The organism is Streptomyces sp. NPDC048606 (genome assembly GCF_040650855.1).
In the GTDB taxonomy this organism is placed as follows: domain Bacteria; phylum Actinomycetota; class Actinomycetes; order Streptomycetales; family Streptomycetaceae; genus Streptomyces.
Genome location: NZ_JBEZIB010000001.1, coordinates 322,841 through 344,283, shown reverse-complemented (window position 1 = coordinate 344,283; position 21,443 = coordinate 322,841). Strand labels below are relative to the sequence as shown.

Below are 21,443 nucleotides of genomic sequence, written 5' to 3'. Positions count from 1 at the left end.
GGCGGCCGACCGGCGGGCGTACGCCGCCGGCCGGCGGGTTCACTTCCTGCGGCCGAGACGGCCCGGCTTGACCAGACGTTGCGCGGCGGGCGACTCGGGGTTGATGCGCAGGGCGTTGCGGCCCGCCTCGCGGCGCATCTCGTCGCCGGCCCGGCCCATCTTCGCGGCGGTCTCCGCGATCCGCAGCCACACCAGGGCCCGCCCGCTGTCGGCGGAGATCTCCATCGCGCGCCGCAGGCGCCGCTCGGCCTCCCCGGTCTCCTTGCGGCGGATGTGCGCCTGGGCCATGCCGACGAGCAGGTCGAGGTTCTCGTACTCGGCGAGGAGGCGGGCGCCGACCTCCAGCACGCCCCGGTCGTCCCTGGCCTCCACCAGGGAGGCGAACCCGGCGAGCGTGATGTCGGTGAACGGCGCGTCGTCCAGGCCGCGCTCGCGCGTGGCGAGGAAGGTCCAGCCCGTGCCGCGGCGCCACTTCCAGGTCCGCGGGCCCGGCAGGTCCAGGCGGACGCGGGTGCGCTCGTTGAAGTGCATGGACAGCTCGGGGCGTTCGTCCCACCGCTCGACGGCGGCGGCCACGTAGGTCTCGGCGACCTCGCGCAGGAAGGCGTACCGCTTGGGCTGCATGCAGTAGCCGACGGCCTGGACGTACGGGGTGACCTCGGAGCGGATGTGCGCCACGTCCAGCACCCGGTCCTCGACGGCGCCCGCCTCCTCCTCCAGGTCCGGCAGCAGGGCGTGCGTGAGGGTGGCGGGGATGCGGTTGCTGTTGGCGTACGGCCGCATCCGGCGGATGACCTCCAGCGCGCCGATCTGGGCCACGGGGATCCCGTAGAGGGCGCGGGCGGTGAACAGGCCGGTGGAGAAGCAGCCGATCACCCGGCGCGGTGCCAGGTGGGCGAAGACGGCCTCGGCGAGGACGGGGACGTCCAGGACGAGGAAGGGGACCTCCGCCGCGCGGGCCGCCTCGCCGAGGGTGTCGGCGAGGCTGGAGGGGGCGCTGGGGTGCGGTTTGAAGACCACGGAGGTGAAGCCGAGCCGCAGCGCGCCGTGGAACATGCGCAGGTGCAGCTCCTCCTCTTCCTCCTCGGTGAGGATGCCGAGCGGGGAGAGGTACTGGCCGAGCAGGACGGCGGTCTCGGGGCCGCGCGCGGCCAGGTCGGCGGGGATCACCCGTTCGAGGATCGGCCGGCACTCCTCGGTGACCTCCGCCATCAGCTTGAGGACGGCGCCGGTGTGCACGGGCTCGGAGGGGATCCCGTACTCGGTCAGGAGCATGGGCGCCAGCGTGGGGACCAGGTCCAGGTAGAGGACCCGGGTGATGCGGCCGTGCAGGGAGCGGGGCAGGTCGTTGCGGGTGGGGCCGTAGCTCATGACGCCGTCGGCGTAGACGGCGAGGGTGGCGTCCGAGAAGATCTTGCAGAGGGTCTGGGCGGGTTTGACCTGGATGGACTCGACGACGAGTTCCAGGGGGCCGGGGCGCAGCCCCATCTTCTCGGCCATGACGGTGCGCCACAGGGGGGCGTCCTCATCGCGGGGGGACCACAGGGCCGGGTGGAACGGGTAGATCAGGTCGTTCCAGTAGACGACGCGGTGGAAGCGTTCGAGGACGGGGGCGGCGCCGGGCATGTGGTGCAGCGGTGTGGCGACTTCGGGGATGTCCACGTTGTTGCACACGAGCAGGACGCGTTCGCGGTCGTCGTCGCCGAGTTGACCGGCGTCGACGGCGGCGGCGACGGTCATGGCGCCGTAGAGGGTGGAGGCGGCGAATATGCGGGTCATCGGCCGGCGACGCCCTGCCGGTGGGAGAGCAGCGCCCTGAGCTTGTTCACGCGTACGGAGTCCATTCCCTCCAGTGTCCCTTCGAGGACGTCCCGGGGCAGTTCTTCGAGGAGCAGTGCGGATCGCTCCATGAGCAGGGTCCGGGTGAGTTCCTCGTAGGACTCGGCGCGGTCCATGTGAATGACGACGAGGGCGCACAGAGTTCGCATCGCCTTGAAGGAGAGTTCATATCCGCGGGGGTGGCGGGCGAGCTCTTCGAAAATCAGTCGGAAGGCGGGGAGGAAGTCGAGCTGTCGTTCGTCGGGGGCCTTGGTGAGCGAAGTCGACACGTCGCGTCGGTAGAAGACCCCGTGGAGGTCGACGACCCCGAAGGAACGGGTGCGCAGGTGCAGCTTGTAGAACCAGGGTCGGTCCTCGGCGGTGCGCAGGCTCTCGTCGAAGAAGAGGGCGTCGACCTCGCGCAGGCGCTCGCGGTCGTAGATGCCGGCCCAGGACTGCGGGTAGTCCATGAAGGTGGAGGCGTCGACGGGTCCGATGTAGTCGGTGGGGTCGAGGGGGAGCGCGCGGGGGGCGAGCGGCGCCGTGACGATCTTCCGCTTCCTGCCGTAGACGCGGACGTGGCCGGTGCGCAGGAAGTCGACGCCGGACTGACCCATCCAGCCGACGAGTTGCGCGAGATATCCCGGGGCGTACCAGTCGTCCCCGTCGAGGAAGGTGAAGAATCGCCCGCGGGCGGCCGCGAGACCGATGTTCCGGGTGGCCGATATGCCCAGGTTCCGCTGATTGCGTATCAACAGGGCGCCGGGAATCCGGGGCACCATCTCCTGGAGAATCTCTGACGTTCCGTCAACGGATCCGTCGTCCACGACGATGAACTCGAAATCCTCCCGGGCATTGAGCGCCAGGGATTTGAGTGCCGTCCGGCAGTAGTCCCTGACGTCACACATCGCGACGATCACCGAAAGGGTCACCATCGGAAGCACTCACCATCTCCCCATTTTCACCACACCCTCGCCAGGCCGCCCGGACGGGATGTCCGCGCACTCCACCGGCCTACGTTCGGGTAACACATCGGCCATCATGGCAGAAGCCGTACGCGACCCCGAACGATCACCGGGGTGTGACGTACAACTCCTTCTCCATCGAAGCGTCTCCGTGACATGTAAAGCCGAGATCAGCATGTATGGTTCTGTCGGACTGCGCGGCGATCCAGGCTGTGCCACCGCCCACCTGTGGGTATGTCGAAGGCAGTTGGGCCTCCCCCACCGAACCGGGAATCACCAGTGCGCATCCACGTGCTCGCAGACTCCGACACCCGCTGGAAATGGGGCGCGGGGCTCGCGGTGGGTCTGGCACCGGGCAGCGAGGTCCACGCCCACATGCTCCGCGGCCGGAGCACCCCGACGGCCCGCCAACTGGCCGAGGTCGGCATCGCCCCCGCCTCCCTCACCGAGGCCACGCTCGCCGAGTTCGCCGCGGCCCCGGAACTCGACCAGGCGGACCTGATCATTCTGGGCACGGTCGGCGGCGCCACGCACGCGGCCCTGCACGCCCTCGCCCGCCGCTTCGCCGGATCCCCGCGCCGGCCGATCCTGATGACCGGCTACGTCGGCGTGGTCTACGAGAAGATGGCGGACGGCCTGCTGCTGCGCGCCGGCGCCGACATCGTCCTCGCGAACAGCCCCTTCGACCGGCGTCGTTTCCGCGAGACGTACGAGCCCCTCGGAATTCCCGGATCCTGCGTCGTGCAGACCGCCCTGCCCTTTCTCGACCAGCGGCCCTACGACATGAACCGGACGCACGCCGAACACCCCTATACCGTGTGTTTCGCCGTCCAGCCGTCCGTACCCGCCGACCGGAACGGCCGCCTGTACATGCTGCGCCGCGCGATATCCCACGCGCGACTGCGCCCCGGCCGGGACGTCCTCGTCAAACTCCGCAGCAAGCCGGGCGAGGCGACCACCCATGTGGAGGCCTATCACTACCAGTCGCTCGCCGAACAACTCGACGAGCCGCTGCCGCCCAATCTGCATTTCGTGTACGGCAACATGTCCCAGACCCTCGACCGCACCGACCTTTTGGTGACGGTGAGCTCCACGGCCGCCCTGGAATCGATGCACCGGGGAATGCCGACCGCGATCCTGAGCGATCTCGGCGTACGGGAAATACACGGAAACCACTATTTCGTCGGCTCGGGTTGCGTCACCGACTGGTCGGCCATAGACGAGGGCGCCGCTCCCCTCGCGCACGAATCCTGGACGGTCGACCAGGGAATCCGCTCGGCCGATCCCTTCGGTGAACTCCGCGAACGGATCGTCGCGTTGCGCGGGATTCCACTGCCCCCGATCTCCCCGTACTACACGGCCGACAGCGCCCCCGAGTACGTCGGTACGCTGCTGCGCCGCCGCGGCCTCGACCCCGACGGCTCGCCCGGCGCGGGGGCCCTCCCCGGGCATGGTTCCGGACCGATGCGGCGCACCTCGCGCCGCGTCCTGCGGGTCGCCTACCGGTTCGGGGTCCAGCGCGTGGCCCCGAAGATCCAGCAGTGGGGCGGCGTGTGAGCGCCGTCCGCGCCCGGGCCTCCCGGGCCGCCCGCCTCCGGGCCGCCCGCCCGCGCACCACCCGCCCTGCCACCGTCGACACCCCGGGGAGAACCTCGTGAACGTCACCGCCGTCATACCCGCCCGGGGCGGCTCCAAGGGCATCCCCGGGAAGAACGTCGCCGAGGTCGGCGGGATCCCCCTCGTCGCCCGCGCCGTCCGCGCCTGCCGGGACGCCGCCCACGTGACCCGGGTGGTGGTGTCCACCGACGACGGGGCCATCGCCGCCGCCGCCCGCGCCGCCGGCGCCGAGGTCGTCGAGCGCCCGGCCGAACTCGGCTCGGACCTGGCCTCCAGCGAGTCGGCGCTCGCGCACGCCCTGGACCGGCTGGAGGAGGGCCAGGCGCCCCCGGTGGACGTGCTGGTGTTCGTCCAGTGCACCAGCCCGTTCCTGACGGCCGAGGAGGTCGACGCCTGCGTCCTCGCCGTCCTGCGGGACGGCGCCGACTGCTCCTTCACCGCGGCGCCCTTCCACGGCTTCCTGTGGAGCGCCGCGCCGGACGCCGGCCCCGGACACCGGGCGGACGGCGTCAACCACGACAGCTCCTTCCGCCCGCGCCGCCAGGACCGTACGCCCGAGTACCTGGAGACGGGCTCCGTCTACGCCATGCGCGCCGACGGCTTCCGCGCGCACGGCCACCGCTTCTTCGGACGCGTCCAGCTCGTGCCCACGGCCCCCGAGCGGGCCATCGAGATCGACGAACCGGGCGACCTCGCCCGGGCCCGCGCCCTCGCCCCCCTGCTGGACGCCCCGCCCCCGGGCGGGGTGCCGGCGGCCCGGCAGAACCCGGCGGCCCCCTCCCCGCCGCGGACCCCGCAGTACCCCCGAAAGGAACTCTGAACAGTGGTGCACAGCAACCGGATCCGCCGCATCGGGAACCGTGAGGTCGGCCCCGGCCGGCCCACCTACGTGATCGGCGAGATCGGGATCAACCACAACGGCGACCTCGCATCCGCCCTCGCGCTGATCGACGCGGCCGCCGACGCGGGCTGTGACGCGGTGAAGTTCCAGAAGCGCACGCCCGAGATATGCACGCCGCGCGACCAGTGGGACATCGAACGCGACACTCCCTGGGGTCGGATGACCTACATCGACTACCGCCACCGCGTCGAGTTCGGCGAGGACGAGTACCGCGCCGTCGACGCGCACTGCGCCGAGCGCGGCATCGACTGGTTCGCCTCCCCCTGGGACACCGAGGCCGTCACCTTCCTGGAGAAGTTCGACGTGCCCACCCACAAGGTGGCCTCCGCCTCCCTGACGGACGACGAGCTGCTCCTCGCGCTGCGCGCCACCGGCAAGACGGTCATCCTGTCGACCGGCATGTCCACGCCGCAGCAGATCCGGCACGCCGTGGAGGTGCTGGGCAGCGAGAACACCGTCCTGCTGCACGCCACCTCGACGTACCCGGCGAAGGCGGAGGAGCTGAACCTGAGGGTGGTCAACACCCTCCAGGACGCCTACCCGAACGTGCCCATCGGCTACTCGGGTCACGAGACCGGCCTCCAGACCACCCTGGCCGCCGTCGCCCTCGGCGCCTGCGTCATCGAGCGGCACATCACCCTCGACCGCGCGATGTGGGGCTCCGACCAGGCCGCCTCCGTCGAGCCCGGCGGCCTCACCCGCCTCGTGCGCGACATCCGCACCATCGAGACCGCCCTCGGCGACGGCGTCAAGCGCGTGTACGACTCCGAACTCGCCCCGATGAGGAAGCTCCGCCGGGTCCCGGGCGTCCTCGCCGGCGAAGGCGTGACGGCCTCGGCATGACCGAAACCCTCGCCCTGGTGGAGAGCCCGGCTCAACTACTGAACGTCCTGGAGTGGGCCCACGTCCACCCGGGCGAGGCAGCGTCCCTCACCATCGCCGTCCTCCAGCCGACGGACCCGCGCTCCCGCGCGCAGGTCCGGCGGCTGTGCGCCTTCGCCTCCCGCGCCCGCCTGGTCTGGCGACGCTACGAGGTCCGCGCCGGCTACCTCGGGCGGGCGCACGAACTGGTGCGGCTCGGACGGGCGGTGGCGGGCGCGGACCGACTGGTGATCGGGGACCTGTTCTCCCGCACCATCCAACTGCTGCTGCCGCGCTCCAAGGCCCGCGAGGTCGTCGTGGTCGACGACGGCACCGCCACGACCGAACTCGTCAGCCTGCTCACCGAGGGCGCGCAGCTCACCCGGTGGCACCAGGGCGAGGCCAGGCCGGCCGCCAAGGGCGGGGCCGTGAACCGGTGGCTGGCCCGCGCCGAGCTGGACCGCGCGACCTTCTTCACCTGCATGCCCGTCACCGCCCCGCCGGGCACCGAGGTGCGGGCCAACGAGTACGCGTGGAGCCGGGAGACCTTCGGGCCGGTGCGCGTGCGGGCGGGGGCCGACCTCGCGGGCAGCTCCCTGGTGGAGACCGGGGTCGTCGACCAGGACCGGTACGTCGAGGCCATCGGCTGGATCGCCCGCACCCGCGCGGCGCGCCGCTACCTGGCGCACCGCCGGGAGAGCCCGCCGAAGCTGGAACGCATCGCGGTCGCCACCGGCCTGGAGATCGTCCACCCGGAGCTGCCGCTCGAACTGACCGCGCTCACCGAGCCGATCGGGCAGACGGTGCTGACGTTCGCGTCGACCGTCGCCTACACCCTGCCGATCGTCCTCGCGGGCTCGCCCGTGCGCGTGGAGCTGTGCGAGCTCGACGAGGCGTGGATCACCCCCGACACGGCGGAGCGTTCGGTGGACTTCCTGCGCCGGATCTCCGCGCTGGCGGTGGCCCGGCACGGCCTGGCGAGCGTCCCGCCGCAGGGCCGGGGGCGGGCGCACGACCGTCAGCAGCGGTGCCAGGAGCCCAGCGACAGGGACGCGCTGTCCTTCTGACGGGTCACCAGCAGCTCGCCGCGGACCCCGATCGAGGCGACGACCACCCGCCCCAGGGCGTCCACGGCGAGGGCCGGCGCCCCCAGGCCCTCCTCGCCGATCTCGGTCCACCACAGCCCGGCGGCCTCGTGTTCCGTGGGGTACGCGGCCAGCGCGCAGCGCCCGTCGGCCGCGCGGTGGGCCAGCACCGTGCAGTCGTAGCCGTCGACGACCGCGCGGACGGCGGCGAGCGCCCCCGGGCCGGCCGGGCCCCCGCCCAGGGCGAGGACGCCGGCCCCCTCGCGGTGGCCGAACACCCCGCTGCCGTCGGCCGCGTGCCAGAAGAGGGTGGTGCGGCCCGGCGCCGTCTCCACCAGGCACAGCGAGCCGTCCCGCGCCGGGTGGGGGACGTCCGCGCCCTTCGCCGGCGGGCCGCCGTCGCGTCCCTGCGCCCACAGGGAGACGCCCTTCTCGCCGGGCGCGGCGAGCAGGACGCGGCCCTCGGAGGTGGAGCCGGCGCAGCCCCCTTCGAAGGTCTTGCTGCCGTGCAGGTCCTGCCAGGCGACCCAGGCACCCTTCGCGTCCTGGCGGCGTACGTGGAAGCCGCGCCCCGCGTTGCGGACGAACACGTACGGGGCTCCCCCGCCGTCGACCGCGACGGTCGGCGGGCCGCCCCGGTGGGACTGCTCGCGCCGCTGGTAGAGGGTGCCGAGGGATTCCCAGGGGCCCAGGGGCCGGCCGCTCTGGTACTGGACCGCGTGGTGGTAGGTGACGGTCTCGGCGTCCCCGTCGCGGGTGCGGCGCCGGCCGACGAAGTGGGCGTACCCGTCAAGTCCCTGACCCACCGCCAGGTCGGTCAGGGCGTCGGTGGGGAAGAGGTCGGGGCCGTCCCAGTCGGGGCCGCCGGGGCTCCGCTCGGTCCAGCGCAGCAGGCCGCCCTCGGCGCGGGCGTAGGCGCTGAGGCGACCGTCCTTGCCGGCGAGGAGCCAGCGCCCGGCCAGGGGGCCCGCGGCGGCGGGGTCGCGCTCGTGCGCCGGGGAGGCCCCCGGTCCGGACGGTCGGGTCGCGGAGGTGCGCGTCCCGCTCTTCGATCGCGTGCCCATGGACCCCGGACAGTCCTTTCCCGTCGCCCTCAAAGAGAGAACGAGGATACCCCGGGGGCTTTCTGACGTGTTCCTGCCCTATGTTGTAGCCCGCGAGAATCCACACATCCGTTCGGAAGGCCGGTCCCCGGGCATGACAGCAGACACCAGCGCCACGACGAAGACCGTCGAGGACGCGGACCCGGCGTCGCGGCCGGACACCCCCCGCCCGCCCCGTTCGCGCGCCCGCCGGATCCGGCGGGGCCTGGCCTGGACCGCGGCCGGGCTGGTCCTCGTCGCGGCCGGCGGCGGCTGGTGGGCGTACGAGCACCTCAACGGCAACATCGACAGCGTCGACCTGGACCAGGCCATCGGCACGGACAACCGCCCCGCCAAGGTGGTCGCGGACGCGCAGAACATCCTGGTGCTCGGCTCCGACTCGCGGGCCGGCGCCAACGGCGACCTCGACCACGGCGACGTCAGCGGGGCCCGTTCCGACACGGCGATGCTGGTGCACCTGCCCAAGGGCCGGGCCCGGGCGACCGCGGTGAGCATCCCGCGCGACACCCTGATCACTCGACCCGAGTGCAAGGACGCGGACGGCGAGACGGTCGCCGGGGCGCAGCGGGTGATGTTCAACTCCGTCTACGCGCTGGCCGGTCCGGCCTGCGTGGTCAAGACGGTGGAGCAGATGTCCGGCATCCGCGTGGACCACTTCGTCGAGGTGGACTTCGCCGGCTTCAAGGGGCTGGTGGACGCCCTCGGCGGGGTCACGGTCACCCTGGACAAGCCGATGAAGGGATCGAAGGGCGGCCTCAAGCTGGACGCGGGCACGCACCGGCTGAACGGCACCGACTCGCTGAAGTTCGTCCGGACCCGCTACGGGTACGGCGACGGCAGCGACCTCGGGCGCATAGGCCTCCAGCAGCAGTTCATGCTGGCCATGCTGAGCGAGATCAAGAAGCAGGACGCCTTCGGCAACCCGGCCCGCCTCTACAGGCTCGCCGACGCCGCCACCAAGTCGCTGACCACCGACAAGGAGCTGGCCTCCCTGACGGCCCTGTCCGACTTCGCGCGGAGCGTGAAGGGCGTGGACCCGGGGACGATGGAGACCATCATGCTGCCGGTGGACTACGACAAGGTCGACCGCAACCGGGTGGTCGTGGCCGAGCCGCAGGCGACGGGGCTGTGGGAGGCCCTGCGCAACGACGAGAAGGTCCCGGCCTCGGCGAAGGACTCCCCCGCCAAGGCCCCCGCCAAGGGGTGAGCCCCGGCGCCCGACGCGGCAGGGCGCGGCGGGCCCGTACGGGAGGTGCTTCCCGCGGGGCCCGCCGCGCCCTGCCGGACGGTCGGCGGGTGTTCAGAACTCCGCGTCCCGGCCGGTCTTGTGCAGGCGGCTGTTGCGGTAGCCGTAGGCGAAGTAGACGAGGAACCCGAGGGCCATCCAGATCGCGAACCGGATCCAGGTCTCGGCCGGCAGGTTGAGCATCAGCCAGAGCGAGGCGGCGATCGAGAGGATCGGGACCACGGGGACCCACGGGGTGCGGAAGGAACGGTGCAGGTCGGGGCGGGTCTTGCGCAGGACCATCACGCCGAGGGCGACCACCACGAAGGCGAACAGGGTGCCGATGTTCACCAGTTCCGCGAGCTTCGCCAGGCTGGTGAACCCGGCGACGACCGCGATGACGCAGCCGAGCAGGAGGGTCGCCCGGTACGGGGTGCGGTACTTCGGGTGGGTGACGGAGAAGACGCGCGGCAGCAGTCCGTCACGGCTCATCGCGAAGAACACGCGCGTCTGGCCGAGCAGCAGGATCATGCAGACCGTGATCAGACCGACGGACGCGCCCAGACTGATGGCACCGGCGAAGAACGGCTGGTTCACGGATTTGAAGGCCTCGGCGAGCGGCGCGGTCGGCGACATCTCCGAGTACTTCTGCATGCCGGTGACCACCAGCGTCACGGCGACGTAGAGCACCGTGCAGATGAGGAGCGAGCCGAGGATGCCGCGCGGCATGTCCCGCTGGGGGTTCTTGGTCTCCTCGGCCGCCGTGGCCACGACGTCGAAGCCGATGAAGGCGAAGAAGACGAGGGAGGCCGCGGTGAAGATGCCCATGACGCCGAAGTTGGTGGGCTCGTAGCCGAAGAGGAGCTGGACGAGCGGCGCGTGCAGGCCGCCGCCGGCCTCCTGCGGCTGGGCGGGCGGGATGAACGGGCTGTAGTTGTCCGCCTTGATGAAGAACAGGCCCGCGATGATGACCAGCAGCACCACGGTGACCTTGATCGCGACGACCACCGCGGTGATCCGGGCCGAGAGCTTCGTGCCCACCACCAGGATCGCGGTCAGCACCAGGACCAGCAGGAAGGCCAGCAGGTCGAAGGTGCCGCCGGCATCGGGGCCGGACAGGGAGGCCGGCAGGTCCCAGCCGAGGTTGGTGTGCATGAGATGGCGTACGTAGCCGGACCAGCCGACCGCCACGACGGCGGTGCCGAGCGCGAACTCCAGCACCAGGTCCCAGCCGATGATCCAGGCGGGCAGCTCGCCGATCGAGGCGTACGAGAAGGTGTAGGCCGAGCCGGCCACCGGGACGGTGGAGGCGAACTCGGCGTAGCAGAGCGCCGCGAGGGCGCAGACGATGCCCGCCGCCACGAAGGCCAGGGCGGTGGCCGGACCGGCGTTGTTCCGGGCGGCGATGCCCGTGAGGACGAAGATGCCGGTGCCGATGATGACGCCCACACCGAAGACCGTGAGGTCCCAGGCGGAGAGCGACTTGCGGAGCGCGTGTTCCGGCTCCTCCGTGTCGCGGATGGACTGCTCCACCGTTTTGGTGCGGAATGGGCTGTTCAGATCCTTGCTCACCGACGCCTCCGAGAGGTGACGACGCACGAACGGGCCGGGAGGCCCACCCTTCCAGGGTGATCTCCCGGCCCGTGACGTGCAACCGCGCGATCCGGCCGCCGCGGCGGCCCCTCGGCTAGTCGACGGTGGCGGCCTGCTCGCTCTCGTAGCGTCCGTCCAGCTTGGCGACGAGCCCGGTGACCTGGCGGGCGATGTCCGGGGCGGTCAGACCGATCTCGGCCATGATCTCCTTGCGGAGGGCGTGGTCGAGGAACCGCTGGGGGATGCCGAAGTCGCGCAGCGGGACGTCGACGCCCGCGTCGCGCAGCGCCTGCGCGACGGCGGAACCGACGCCGCCCGCGCGGCCGTTGTCCTCGACGGTGACGACGACCCGGTGGCGGTCGGCCAGCGGGGCCAGGGCCTCGTCCACGGGCTTGACCCAGCGGGGGTCGACCACGGTCGAGGTGATGCCCTGCTTGTCGAGGAGGTCGGCGATCTCCAGGCACATCGGCGCGAGGGCGCCGACGGCGACGACGAGCACGTCCGGACGGGTGACCTCGGGGGCCGGGGCCCGCAGGACGTCCATGCCGCCGATGCGACCCACGGCCGGGACGGCCGGGCCGACGACGCCCTTGGAGAACCGCACGACGGTCGGTGCGTCCTTGACCTCGACGGCCTCGCGGAGCTGGGCGCGCAGCTGCTCGGCGTCGCGCGGGGCCGCCAGGCGCAGGCCGGGGACGACCTGGAGGATGGACATGTCCCACATGCCGTTGTGGGACGCGCCGTCGTCGCCGGTGACGCCCGCGCGGTCCAGGACGAAGGTGACGCCGCACTTGTGCAGGGCCACGTCCATCAGGACCTGGTCGAAGGCGCGGTTGAGGAAGGTGGCGTAGACGGCGAAGACCGGGTGGACGCCGCCCGTGGCCAGGCCGGCGGCCGAGGTGGCGCCGTGCTGCTCGGCGATGCCGACGTCGTAGATCCGGTCCGGGAAGGCCTCGGCGAACTTGTTGAGGCCGACCGGGTGGAGCATGGCGGCGGTGATGCCGACGACGTCCTCGCGGTCGTGGCCGAGCTTGACCATCTCGTCGGCGAAGACGGAGGTCCAGCTCGCGGCGGCCGTCTTCACCGGCAGGCCGGTGTCCGGGTGGATGACGCCGACCGCGTGGAAGCGGTCCGCCTCGTGCTCCAGGGCCGGGGTGTAGCCGCGGCCCTTCTGGGTGAGGCAGTGGACGATGACGGGGCCGCTGAAGCGCTTGGCGCGCTGGAGCGCGGACTCCAGGGCCTCGATGTCGTGGCCGTCGATGGGGCCGATGTACTTCAGGCCCAGGTCCTCGAACATGCCCTGCGGGGCGATGAAGTCCTTCAGGCCCTTCTTGGCGCCGTGCAGGGTCTCGAAGAGCGGCTTGCCGACGACCGGCGTGCGCTCCAGGAGCTCCTTGCCGCGGGCCAGGAAGCGCTCGTAGCCGTCCGTGGTGCGCAGGGTCGCGAGGTGGTTCGCGAGGCCGCCGATGGTGGGGCCGTACGAGCGCTCGTTGTCGTTGACGACGATGACCAGCGGGCGGTCCTTGGCGGCGGCGATGTTGTTCAGCGCCTCCCAGGCCATGCCGCCGGTCAGGGCGCCGTCGCCGATGACGGCGGCGACGTGGTGGTCCTCGCGGCCGAGCACCTCGTTGGCCTTGGCGAGGCCGTCGGCCCAGCCGAGGACCGTGGAGGCGTGCGAGTTCTCGATCACGTCGTGCTCGGACTCGGCGCGCGAGGGGTAGCCCGAGAGGCCGCCCTTGGAGCGCAGGTTGCCGAAGTCCTGGCGGCCGGTGAGCAGCTTGTGGACGTAGGCCTGGTGGCCGGTGTCGAAGAGGACCTTGTCCTTGGGCGATTCGAAGACCCGGTGCAGGGCGATCGTCAGTTCGACCACGCCGAGGTTGGGGCCGAGGTGCCCGCCGGTCTTGGAGACGGCGTCGACGAGGAAGGACCTGATCTCGTCGGCGAGCTGGTCGAGCTCCTCGCGGCCGAGCCGGTCCAGATCGCGCGGTCCCTTGATGCGGGTCAGCAGCACCCGTGCCTCCTTGCAGTTGCTTGCTGGTCTGTCGAGTCTAATGTTCCGCTCGCGCGGGCCGTCATCGGGCGGTACCGCCAGGGTCACACCTTTGTCATACCTGTACACCCCGTCGCTCCGTCACACCTCTCATACGGGCGTATACCCGCACGGCTGTGCGCACAGGTGTACGCACGGGTGCCCGGTGCCACACGGAGTGTGGCACCGGGCACCGTGACGGGTACGTCCAGGTGGGGCCGGGTGTCAGGCGCGCCCGGCCGACTTCTGGGTCTTGCGGGTGACCGAGTCGATGACGACCGTGGCGAGCAGCACCGCGCCCGTGATCATGTACTGGATCGGGGTCGCGATGCCCTCCAGGGCCAGACCGTACTGGATGGAGGTGATGACCATCACGCCGAGGAGGGCGTTCCAGGTCCGGCCCCGGCCGCCGAAGAGGCTGGTGCCGCCGATGACGGCCGCGGCGATGACGTTCATCAGCAGGTCGCCGGCGCCGGCGCTCTGGTTGGCCGCCGCGATCTTGGAGGCCCAGAAGAGGCCGCCGATGGCCGCGAAGGTGCCCGCGATCGAGAAGACCGCGATGCGGATCCCGGCCACGTTGATGCCGGCGCGGCGGGAGGCCTCGACGCTGCCGCCGAGGGCGAAGACGTTGCGGCCGAAGGTGGTGCGGCGCAGCAGGAAGTCGGTGCCGACCAGCGCGAGGATGAAGAGCACGACCGCGAGCGGCAGGCCCTTGTACTGGTTGAACACCACGGCCGGGCCGAAGGTGAAGACGGCCAGGACGCCGGTGCGCAGCAGGATCTCGGTGAGGGGCCGGGAGGGGACCCCGGCGGCCTCGCGGCGACGGTTGTCGAAGTAGGTGGCGAGGAAGTACGCCACCACGGCGACCGCCGCGAGCCCGTAGCCGGCGGCCACGTCGGAGAAGTAGTACGTGGTGAGCTTGCCGACCACGCCCTCGGAGTCGAGGTTGATGGTGCCGTTGCTGCCGAGGATCTGGAGCATGGCGCCGGACCAGAACAGCAGGCCCGACAGGGTGACGGCGAAGGCGGGGGCGCCGACCTTGGCGAAGAAGAAGCCGTGGATCGAGCCGATCAGCGCGCCGCCGGCGATGGCCGCGAGGATCGCGACCCATTCGTTCACGCCGTTGGTGACGGCGAGGACGGCGACGATCGCCCCGGAGACACCGCTGACGGAGCCGACCGACAGGTCGATCTCGCCGAGCAGGAGCACGAAGATGATGCCGACGGCCATCATGCCGGTGGCGACCATCGTGATCGCGATGTTGGTGAGGTTCTCCGGGGAGAGGAAGTTCGAGTTCAGCCCCTGGAAGATGCTCCAGATGACGATCAGGCCGAGGACGACCGGTACGGAGCCCAGGTCACCGGCCTTCAACTTGCGACGGAACTCGTTCAGGTAACCGGAGAGGCCCTGCTCGCGCACGAGCAGGCGGGGGTCGACCGCGGGGATCGCGTCGGCCGCGGCCGCCGGGTTGACCGGGTCGACGTGTCCGCGGTCGGCCGGCTCTCCGACGGGACCCTTGCCCAGCGGATCGACGACGGGGTCGTGGGTGCTCACTTGCGGGCCTCCCCGGTGCGGGCCGCCCGGCGGGTCACGGCGTTGTCCGTGGCCCCGGTGATGGCGGAGATGATCTCTTCCTGCGAGGTGTCGGCGACGCTGAAGACACCGTTGTTGCGGCCCAGCCGCAGGACCGCCACCTTGTCGGCGACGGCCTTGACGTCGGCCATGTTGTGGCTGATGAGGATCACGGCGTGACCGCGCTCGCGCAGCCGCTCCACGAGGTCGAGCACCTGTGCGGTCTGCTCGACGCCGAGGGCGGCGGTGGGCTCGTCGAGGATGACGAGCTTGGGCTCGCCCAGCATGGAGCGGGCGATCGCCACGGTCTGGCGCTGACCGCCGGAGAGCGAGGCGATGGGGATGCGGACGCTGGGGATCCGGATGGACAGGGTGGTCAGGAGCTCGCGGGCGCGGCGCTCCATCTCCACCTCGTCGAGGATGCCGAAGCGCTTGAGTTCGCGACCCAGGAAGAGGTTGCCGACGACGTCGATGTTGTCGCACAGCGCGAGGTCCTGGTAGACGGTCGCGATGCCCAGGTTCTGGGCGTCGTGGGGCTTGCCGATGGAGACCGGGCGGCCCTCCCACTCGATGACTCCGTCATCGATGGGGTGCACGCCGGCGATCGTCTTGACCAGCGTGGACTTGCCGGCGCCGTTGTCGCCGACCAGGGCGACCACCTCACCGGAGTGGATCTCGAGTTCTACGTCGGTCAGGGCCTGGACGGCGCCGAACCGCTTCGAGACCCCTCGCAACGCCAGCACGGGCGCAGCGGACACATGAACCATCTCCTTCGCCGCCTGACCGGCGGGGATGTCGTGCAAAAGAGCAGGAGCGGGGCGGATGGGGGGTACGAGCGAGAAAGAGGGGAAACGATTCTGCCCGGCGCCCCGCGGGTGGCGGGGTGGAGAGGGCGGGGCGCCGGGCAGGGCAGGAGGGGCCGGGTCCCCCGGAGGGGAGGCGGCGGGGCCTACTTCAGGCCGAGGGTGGCGCAGGCGGCCGCGTACTTGTCGGTGCAGATCTCCTCGACCTTGTAGACGCCGTCCTTGACGACGGTGTCCTTGATGTTGGCCTTGGTCAGGGAGACGACCGGGATCAGCACGGACGGGACGCCCTTGGTGGTCGGGCTGTCGACCTTGTTGTTGATGACGCCGTCGATCTTCTCGCCCTTGGCGAGGGCGACGGCCATCTCGGCGGCGGCCGCGGCCTCGGGGGCGTACGGCTTGTAGACGCTCATGAACTGCTCACCGGACACGATCCGCTGCACACCGGCGAGTTCGGCGTCCTGGCCCGTGACGGGGGGCAGGGGGGACAGGCCGGCCGCCTTGAGGGCGGTGATGATGCCGCCGGCCATGCCGTCGTTGGCGGAGTAGACGCCGATGACCTTGTCCTTGCCGAGCGCGGAGAGGGCGCCCGCCATGTTGGTGTTGGCGTTCTCCGGCTTCCACTCGACGGTGTCGTACTCCTTGCCGATGTTCACCTTGCCGTCGAGGACGGAGTGCGCGCCCTTCTTGAACAGGGCGGCGTTCGGGTCGGTGACCGAACCGTTCATCATGACGATCTGGCCGTCCTTGGCCTTGTCGCCCAGCGCCTCCAGCAGGGCCTTGCCCTGGACCTTGCCGACCTCTTCGTTGTCGAAGGAGGTGTAGGCGTCGATCGGACCCTCGGCGAGGCGGTCGTAGGCGACGACCGGGATGCCCGCGTCCTTGGCCCGCTTGACCGCGCCCGCGATGGCCTTGGCGTCTACCGCGTCGAGGATCAGCACGTCCACCTTGTTGGTGATCATCGTGTCGACCTGGGAGTTCTGCGTGGTCGCGTCCTGCTTGGCGTTGGCGTAGACGACCTCGGCCTTGCCGCCGGTGAGGTCCGCGACCTTCTTCTCGATCAGCGGCTTGTCGAACTTCTCGTAGCGCGCGGTCTGGTTCTCCGGCAGGAGCAGACCGACCTTGATCGCGTCACCCTTGGCCGCGCCCGATTCCTTCGGCTTGTCGCCCGCTTCCTTGGCACTGCCACAGGCGGCCAGCGAAACGGCCATGGCGCCGGCGGCGACGGCAACGGCGGCTCTACGCATACGCGTGTTCATGGGTTGAACCTCCCTGACGAGGCCGCAACACCGCGGCCGAGGTGGATGTGAGTCAACCCCGGCCGCGAGTTTGCCGTCAAGGAGTGAATCCTTAACGAGATGACAACGGTGCCATCCGTTATCTGTTTGAAGACATGACCGCGGGTGCCCGCACCCCAGTCCCATTTTCCGCCAAAAGCGTTGAATCGCCCATCTCGCTCAGGACGAGGGCCAGCGCGCCGAGGACCTCGGCGCGGCTGCCCAACGACCCGGTGAGGACCGACAACCGGCGTGCGGCGCTGGGGATCGCGTACCTCCCCACCGATTCACGGATCGGAGCCAGGACCAGTTCACCGGCCTCGGCCAGGGAGCCGCCCAGGACCACCCGGCTCGGGTTCAGGAGGTTGCACAGGCTGGCCACCGCGCTGCCGATGTGGCGGCCCACGTCGGTCACCACCCGACGGCATCCGGGGTCCCCGTCGCGGGCCAGCTCGACCACCCGCTCCATGGTCAACTCCGGTCCGTGGCTGCCCTGGAGGAGGGGCAGGACGTAGCGGGCCGCGGCGAAGGTCTCCAGGCAGCCGCGGTTGCCGCAGCGGCAGACGGGACCCGATTCGTCCAGGGTGATGTGCCCGATCTCCCCGGCGGTGCCGCCCGGACCCCGGTAGATCTGACCGTTGATCACCAGGCCCGCGCCGACGCCGCTGGCGACCTTGATGTACGCGAGGTCCTTGACCCCGCGGCCGCTGCCCCACACCGACTCGCCCAGGGCCCCGAGGTTGGCGTCGTTGTCCACGTGGACGGGCACCCCGAGGCGGCGCGAGAGCTCCTCGCGGGGGTTGATACCGGCCCAGCCCGGCAGGATGGCGGTGGAGCCGAGGGTCCCGGACTCCACGTCGATGGGACCGGGGACGCCGAGGCCGACCCCGATGACCTTGTCCCGACTGACGCCGATGCCCTCGACCAGGCGTCCGACCAGCGCCTCGGCCCGGTCGAAGCCCTCCACCCAGGAGGCGTCCACGTCCAGCGGCTCGGACTCCTCGGCCAGCACCCGGTGGGCGAGGTTGCCGACGGCCACCCTCAGGTGGGTGTGGCCGAAGTCCACCCCGATGACGATGCCCGCGTCCCCGCTGAGGGAGACGCTGCGCGCCCGCCGACCCCCGGCGGAGGTGTCGGTGACCTCGACCGTCCCGCCTTCCTTGAGCTCACGGACGATGTTGGAGACCGTGGCCGCCGACAGTCCGGTGGTGCGGGCGATCTCCGCCTGCGTCAGCGATCCCGCGAGGCGCACGGCCCGCACGACCCGTTCGAGATTCGCGCGATGCAGTGACGACTGCGATCCGGGAGTCTGCACGACTCATCCACTCCTGCCCATAAGCGACGGCCGGCCGTCGCCCCCCGGCCGGGCGTCGCGGATGCGAGTTCCAGGACCCCGGCGTCTCTCCAACTTGTGAACCTTAAGTCGAGCCTTTGCCCCTCCCGACGTCAAGAGGCTGACGCGGCACGAACCGGACACGTCCGACCAAAAGTATGAACAACGGTGCTCCGAGATCGTGCTACGGTCGCTAAGGCGCCGGTCATCTGCGACTTTTCCGGTCGGATCGGGCGCCCGCCATGACAGCGCTACGCAAGGAGGTGTTCGGGATGAGTCCCGACCGAAGTCCTCGCAGCGCTCACGTCCGCTGACCCTTCCGGGCCGGCCGACCTTCCGCGCGTACGTGCGGCACCGCCTTTCGCCGCTCCGTGCATCTTTTCATTCCTCGCGCATGCCCCGCATTTCGTGTCGGGCACGCGCCCCCATGCCCCTCGGCTCGGCCGTGGCCCCTCGCGCCACGCCGCGCCGCACCATGACCACTCCACGTGACCGCGCGGCCGCGCGCCGCTCCGGCACCGTGGAGGGAGGGATTCGTCATGACCATGCTCACCCCCCGTACCCCGACCAAGCTCGCGCCGCCGGGCCGCACCCGCCGCGAGCGCAGGGCCGCCGAACTGGAGGCCGGGACCCGCCGGGTCGCCGAGCGCCTCGCGGCCGTCGCCGCCCGCCCCGTCGTGCGGGTGCTCCAGGACGTCGACACCTCGCGCGAGGGCCTCACCCACGCCGAGGCCGCGCTGCGCCTGGAGCTCCACGGCCCGAACGCCGTCGACCGCGAGCGCGCGCCGCGCTGGTTCGCCCAGCTCGCCAAGGCGTACTGCAACCCCTTCATCGGCGTCCTGGTCTTCCTGGCGGCCGTGATGTTCTGGCAGGACCCCGCCGACCCGGGCGTCGTCATCCTGGGCGTGATGGTCGGGGTCAGCGGTCTGCTGCGGTTCTGGCAGGAGTACCGCTCGGGCCGCGCCGCCGACGCGCTGCAACGGCTCGTCACCACCACCTGCGCGGTCCAGCGACGGGTCGGCAGCGGCGCGGCGCCCACCACCTTCGAGGTGCCGATGGACCGGGTGGTGCCGGGCGACATGGTGAGGCTCGCGGCGGGCGACATCGTCCCCGCCGACCTGCGGCTCGTCACCGCCAAGGACCTGATGGTCGCTCAGGCCGCGCTGTCGGGCGAGTCGTTGCCGGTCGCCAAGGCCGACACCCGGCCGGACGACCTCGGCCGGGAGGGCTCCGGCGACCCCGTCGAGGCGGACAACCTCTGCCTGATGGGCACCTCGGTCACCTCCGGCACGGCGACCGGCGTCGTCGTGGCCACGGGCGCCGACACCTGGTTCGGTTCCATGGCCGGCTCGCTCGTGGGCGAGCGCCCGCAGACCAACTTCGACAACGGCGTGCGCCGGGTCAGCTTCCTGCTGATCCGCTTCATGCTGGTCATGGTCCCGGTCGTCTTCATGGTCAACGGGTTCACCAAAGGCGACTGGAACGAAGCCTTCCTCTTCGGTGTGGCGGTGGCGGTCGGCCTGACCCCCGAGATGCTGCCCATGGTCGTCTCCGCCAACCTGGCGCGCGGAGCCGTGGCCATGTCCCGGCGGAAGGTCGTCGTCAAGCGGCTCAACGCGATCCAGAACCTGGGCGCGATGGACGTGCTGTGCACCGACAAGACCGGCACCCTGACCGAGGACCGCATCGTCCTGGACCGCTACCTCGACGTGCACGGCGCCGAGGACGGCGAGGTCCTGGAGTACGGCTACCTCAACGCCCACTTCCAGACGGGCCTGCGCAACCTGATGGACCAGGCGGTCATCGACCGCGTGGACGAGGCCGAGGAGGTTGTCGTCGACGCACGGTTCTCGATGGTCGACGAGATCCCCTTCGACTTCGCCCGACGCCGCATGTCCGTGGTCCTGTCCCGCAACGCCCTCGCCGCCGGCGCCGGCCCCGCCGAGCACGTCGTGATCACCAAGGGTGCGGTGGAGGAGGTCCTCGCCCTCTGCACCCACCTGCGCGACCGCGGCGAGACGGTGGAACTCGACGAGCGGCTGCGCGACCGCGTCACCCGCGTCGCCGAGGACCACAACCGCCAGGGCCTGCGCGTCCTGGCCGTCGCCACGCGCACCGTCGACGCCCCGCGCGACACCTACACCGTCGCCGACGAGGACGGCCTGACCCTGGTCGGGTTCCTGGCCTTCCTCGACCCGCCGAAGGCCTCCGCCGCCGCGGCCCTGCGCGGCCTCGCCGACAAGGGCATCACGGTCAAGGTGGTCACCGGCGACAACGAGCTGGTCGCCGCGCGCGTCTGCGCCGACGTCGGCATCGAGGTCGGCCACGTGGTCTCGGGCGGCGAGGTCGACGGGCTCGACGACACGGCGCTGCGCGCCCTGGCCGCGCGTACGAGCGTCTTCGCCAAGGTCAACCCGGTCCAGAAGGCCCGGATCGTACGGGCCCTCCAGGCCGAGGGACACACCGTCGGCTTCCTCGGGGACGGCATCAACGACGCGGCCGCGCTGCGCGACGCCGACGTCGGCGTCTCCGTGGACACCGCCGTGGACATCGCCAAGGAGTCGGCGGACATCATCCTGCTGGAGAAGGACCTCACCGTCCTGGAGCAGGGCGTCGTCCAGGGCCGCACCACCTTCGGCAACACCATCAAGTACATCAAGATGACGGCGTCCTCGAACTTCGGCAACGTCTTCTCGGTCCTGGTGGCGAGCGCGTTCATCCCCTTCCAGCCGATGCTCGCGATCATGCTCCTGGTGCAGAACCTCGTCTACGACATCTCCCAGCTCGCGACCCCCTGGGACCGCATGGACGAGGAGTACCTGCGCAAGCCGCGCAACTGGGACGCCAAGGGCATCCTCCGCTTCATGGTCACCATCGGCCCGATCAGCTCGATCTTCGACATCGCCATGTTCGCGATCATGTGGAACGTGTTCGCCGCGAACAGCGAGGCGCACCAGGCGCTCTTCCAGTCCGGCTGGTTCGTCGAGGGACTGCTCTCGCAGACCCTGATCGTCCACATGATCCGCACCCGGAAGATCCCCTTCGTCCAGTCCCGCGCCTCCTGGCCGGTGATGGTGATGACCGTCCTCGCGGTGCTGACGGGACTGTGGCTGCCGTTCTCGCCGCTGGCCCCCTCGCTGGGCTTCGTGGCCCTGCCCGCCTCCTACTTCCCGTGGCTGGTCGGCGTGCTGCTCGCGTACTGCACCCTCACGCAGTTCGTGAAGACCCGGTACATCCGCCGCTTCGGCACCTGGCTGTAGC

At 71.0% G+C, this 21,443-nt stretch carries 15 protein-coding genes; 6 read left to right on the top strand and 9 right to left on the bottom strand.

Annotated features, from left to right (window positions below; translation table 11 throughout):
- Positions 1–39: 39 nt before the first annotated feature.
- Positions 40–1,779: a polysialyltransferase family glycosyltransferase gene (locus AB0D01_RS01370; protein ID WP_363052903.1), complete on the bottom strand. Its 1,740-nt coding sequence runs from the start codon at positions 1,777–1,779 to the stop codon at positions 40–42.
- Positions 1,776–2,753, bottom strand: coding sequence for a glycosyltransferase family 2 protein (locus AB0D01_RS01365; protein WP_363052902.1), 978 nt, complete (start codon positions 2,751–2,753; stop codon positions 1,776–1,778). Before AB0D01_RS01365 ends, AB0D01_RS01370 begins: the two co-directional genes overlap by 4 nt.
- 264 nt (positions 2,754–3,017) lie before the next feature.
- On the opposite strand from AB0D01_RS01365, the gene AB0D01_RS01360 reads away from it, so the two are divergent.
- The 4 genes from AB0D01_RS01360 to AB0D01_RS01345 all read left to right on the top strand — a co-directional run bounded on the left by AB0D01_RS01360 (position 3,018) and on the right by AB0D01_RS01345 (position 7,229).
- Positions 3,018–4,340: a DUF6716 putative glycosyltransferase gene (locus AB0D01_RS01360; protein ID WP_363052900.1), complete on the top strand. Its 1,323-nt coding sequence runs from the start codon at positions 3,018–3,020 to the stop codon at positions 4,338–4,340.
- A gap of 97 nt (positions 4,341–4,437) precedes the next feature.
- The gene (locus AB0D01_RS01355) at positions 4,438–5,220 is read left to right on the top strand and encodes an acylneuraminate cytidylyltransferase family protein (RefSeq protein WP_363052898.1); all 783 of its coding nucleotides are present in this window, start codon (positions 4,438–4,440) and stop codon (positions 5,218–5,220) included.
- Positions 5,221–5,226: 6 nt separating this feature from the next.
- Positions 5,227–6,144 (top strand): N-acetylneuraminate synthase family protein, encoded by a 918-nt coding sequence (locus AB0D01_RS01350; RefSeq protein ID WP_363053043.1) that lies wholly within the window; start codon positions 5,227–5,229, stop codon positions 6,142–6,144.
- On the top strand, positions 6,141–7,229 hold the full coding sequence (locus tag AB0D01_RS01345; protein WP_363052896.1) for a hypothetical protein: 1,089 nt from the start codon (positions 6,141–6,143) through the stop codon (positions 7,227–7,229). The genes AB0D01_RS01350 and AB0D01_RS01345 overlap by 4 nt, the downstream gene beginning before the upstream one ends.
- Here the strand turns inward: AB0D01_RS01345 and AB0D01_RS01340 are convergent.
- Entirely contained in the window at positions 7,181–8,311 is a 1,131-nt protein-coding gene (locus AB0D01_RS01340; protein WP_363052894.1) for a hypothetical protein, read from the bottom strand. The two genes, AB0D01_RS01345 and AB0D01_RS01340, sit on opposite strands and share 49 nt — an antisense overlap.
- A gap of 133 nt (positions 8,312–8,444) precedes the next feature.
- Between AB0D01_RS01340 and AB0D01_RS01335 the strand changes: the two genes are divergently transcribed.
- Positions 8,445–9,557, top strand: a complete 1,113-nt coding sequence (locus AB0D01_RS01335; protein ID WP_363052893.1) for an LCP family protein — start codon at positions 8,445–8,447, stop codon at positions 9,555–9,557.
- A 93-nt stretch (positions 9,558–9,650) separates the two neighbouring features.
- Here AB0D01_RS01335 and AB0D01_RS01330 read toward each other — a convergent pair whose 3' ends face one another.
- The 6 genes from AB0D01_RS01330 to AB0D01_RS01305 form a co-directional block, all read right to left on the bottom strand.
- On the bottom strand, positions 9,651–11,147 hold the full coding sequence (locus AB0D01_RS01330; RefSeq protein ID WP_363052891.1) for an amino acid permease: 1,497 nt from the start codon (positions 11,145–11,147) through the stop codon (positions 9,651–9,653).
- A gap of 115 nt (positions 11,148–11,262) precedes the next feature.
- The gene (dxs, locus tag AB0D01_RS01325; protein WP_363053042.1) at positions 11,263–13,179 is read right to left on the bottom strand and encodes a 1-deoxy-D-xylulose-5-phosphate synthase; all 1,917 of its coding nucleotides are present in this window, start codon (positions 13,177–13,179) and stop codon (positions 11,263–11,265) included.
- 243 nt (positions 13,180–13,422) lie between these two features.
- Positions 13,423–14,721 (bottom strand): sugar ABC transporter permease, encoded by a 1,299-nt coding sequence (locus AB0D01_RS01320; RefSeq protein WP_363053041.1) that lies wholly within the window; start codon positions 14,719–14,721, stop codon positions 13,423–13,425.
- Positions 14,722–14,747: 26 nt separating this feature from the next.
- A complete protein-coding gene (locus AB0D01_RS01315) occupies positions 14,748–15,536 on the bottom strand; it encodes an ATP-binding cassette domain-containing protein (protein ID WP_363052889.1) in 789 nt (262 codons plus the stop codon).
- Positions 15,537–15,718: 182 nt separating this feature from the next.
- Positions 15,719–16,831 carry a substrate-binding domain-containing protein gene (locus AB0D01_RS01310; RefSeq protein ID WP_363052887.1) on the bottom strand — a complete coding sequence of 371 codons (1,113 nt, stop codon included), beginning with the start codon at positions 16,829–16,831 and terminating at the stop codon, positions 15,719–15,721.
- Positions 16,832–16,949: 118 nt separating this feature from the next.
- Positions 16,950–18,164: an ROK family transcriptional regulator gene (locus AB0D01_RS01305; protein ID WP_363052886.1), complete on the bottom strand. Its 1,215-nt coding sequence runs from the start codon at positions 18,162–18,164 to the stop codon at positions 16,950–16,952.
- Positions 18,165–18,721: 557 nt separating this feature from the next.
- Here AB0D01_RS01305 and mgtA point away from each other — a divergent pair.
- Positions 18,722–21,442 carry a magnesium-translocating P-type ATPase gene (mgtA, locus tag AB0D01_RS01300; protein ID WP_363052884.1) on the top strand — a complete coding sequence of 907 codons (2,721 nt, stop codon included), beginning with the start codon at positions 18,722–18,724 and terminating at the stop codon, positions 21,440–21,442.
- Position 21,443: the final 1 nt, after the last annotated feature.

Coding starts and splice junctions, on each gene's coding strand:
- AB0D01_RS01370 (WP_363052903.1), bottom strand. CDS start 1,779: ATGACCCGCATATTCGCCGCCTCCACCCTCTACGGCGCCATGACCGTC.
- AB0D01_RS01365 (WP_363052902.1), bottom strand. CDS start 2,753: ATGGTGACCCTTTCGGTGATCGTCGCGATGTGTGACGTCAGGGACTAC.
- AB0D01_RS01360 (WP_363052900.1), top strand. CDS start 3,018: ATGTCGAAGGCAGTTGGGCCTCCCCCACCGAACCGGGAATCACCAGTG.
- AB0D01_RS01345 (WP_363052896.1), top strand. CDS start 6,141: ATGACCGAAACCCTCGCCCTGGTGGAGAGCCCGGCTCAACTACTGAAC.
- AB0D01_RS01340 (WP_363052894.1), bottom strand. CDS start 8,311: ATGGGCACGCGATCGAAGAGCGGGACGCGCACCTCCGCGACCCGACCG.
- AB0D01_RS01335 (WP_363052893.1), top strand. CDS start 8,445: ATGACAGCAGACACCAGCGCCACGACGAAGACCGTCGAGGACGCGGAC.
- AB0D01_RS01315 (WP_363052889.1), bottom strand. CDS start 15,536: ATGGTTCATGTGTCCGCTGCGCCCGTGCTGGCGTTGCGAGGGGTCTCG.
- AB0D01_RS01310 (WP_363052887.1), bottom strand. CDS start 16,831: ATGAACACGCGTATGCGTAGAGCCGCCGTTGCCGTCGCCGCCGGCGCC.
- mgtA (WP_363052884.1), top strand. CDS start 18,722: ATGACCATGCTCACCCCCCGTACCCCGACCAAGCTCGCGCCGCCGGGC.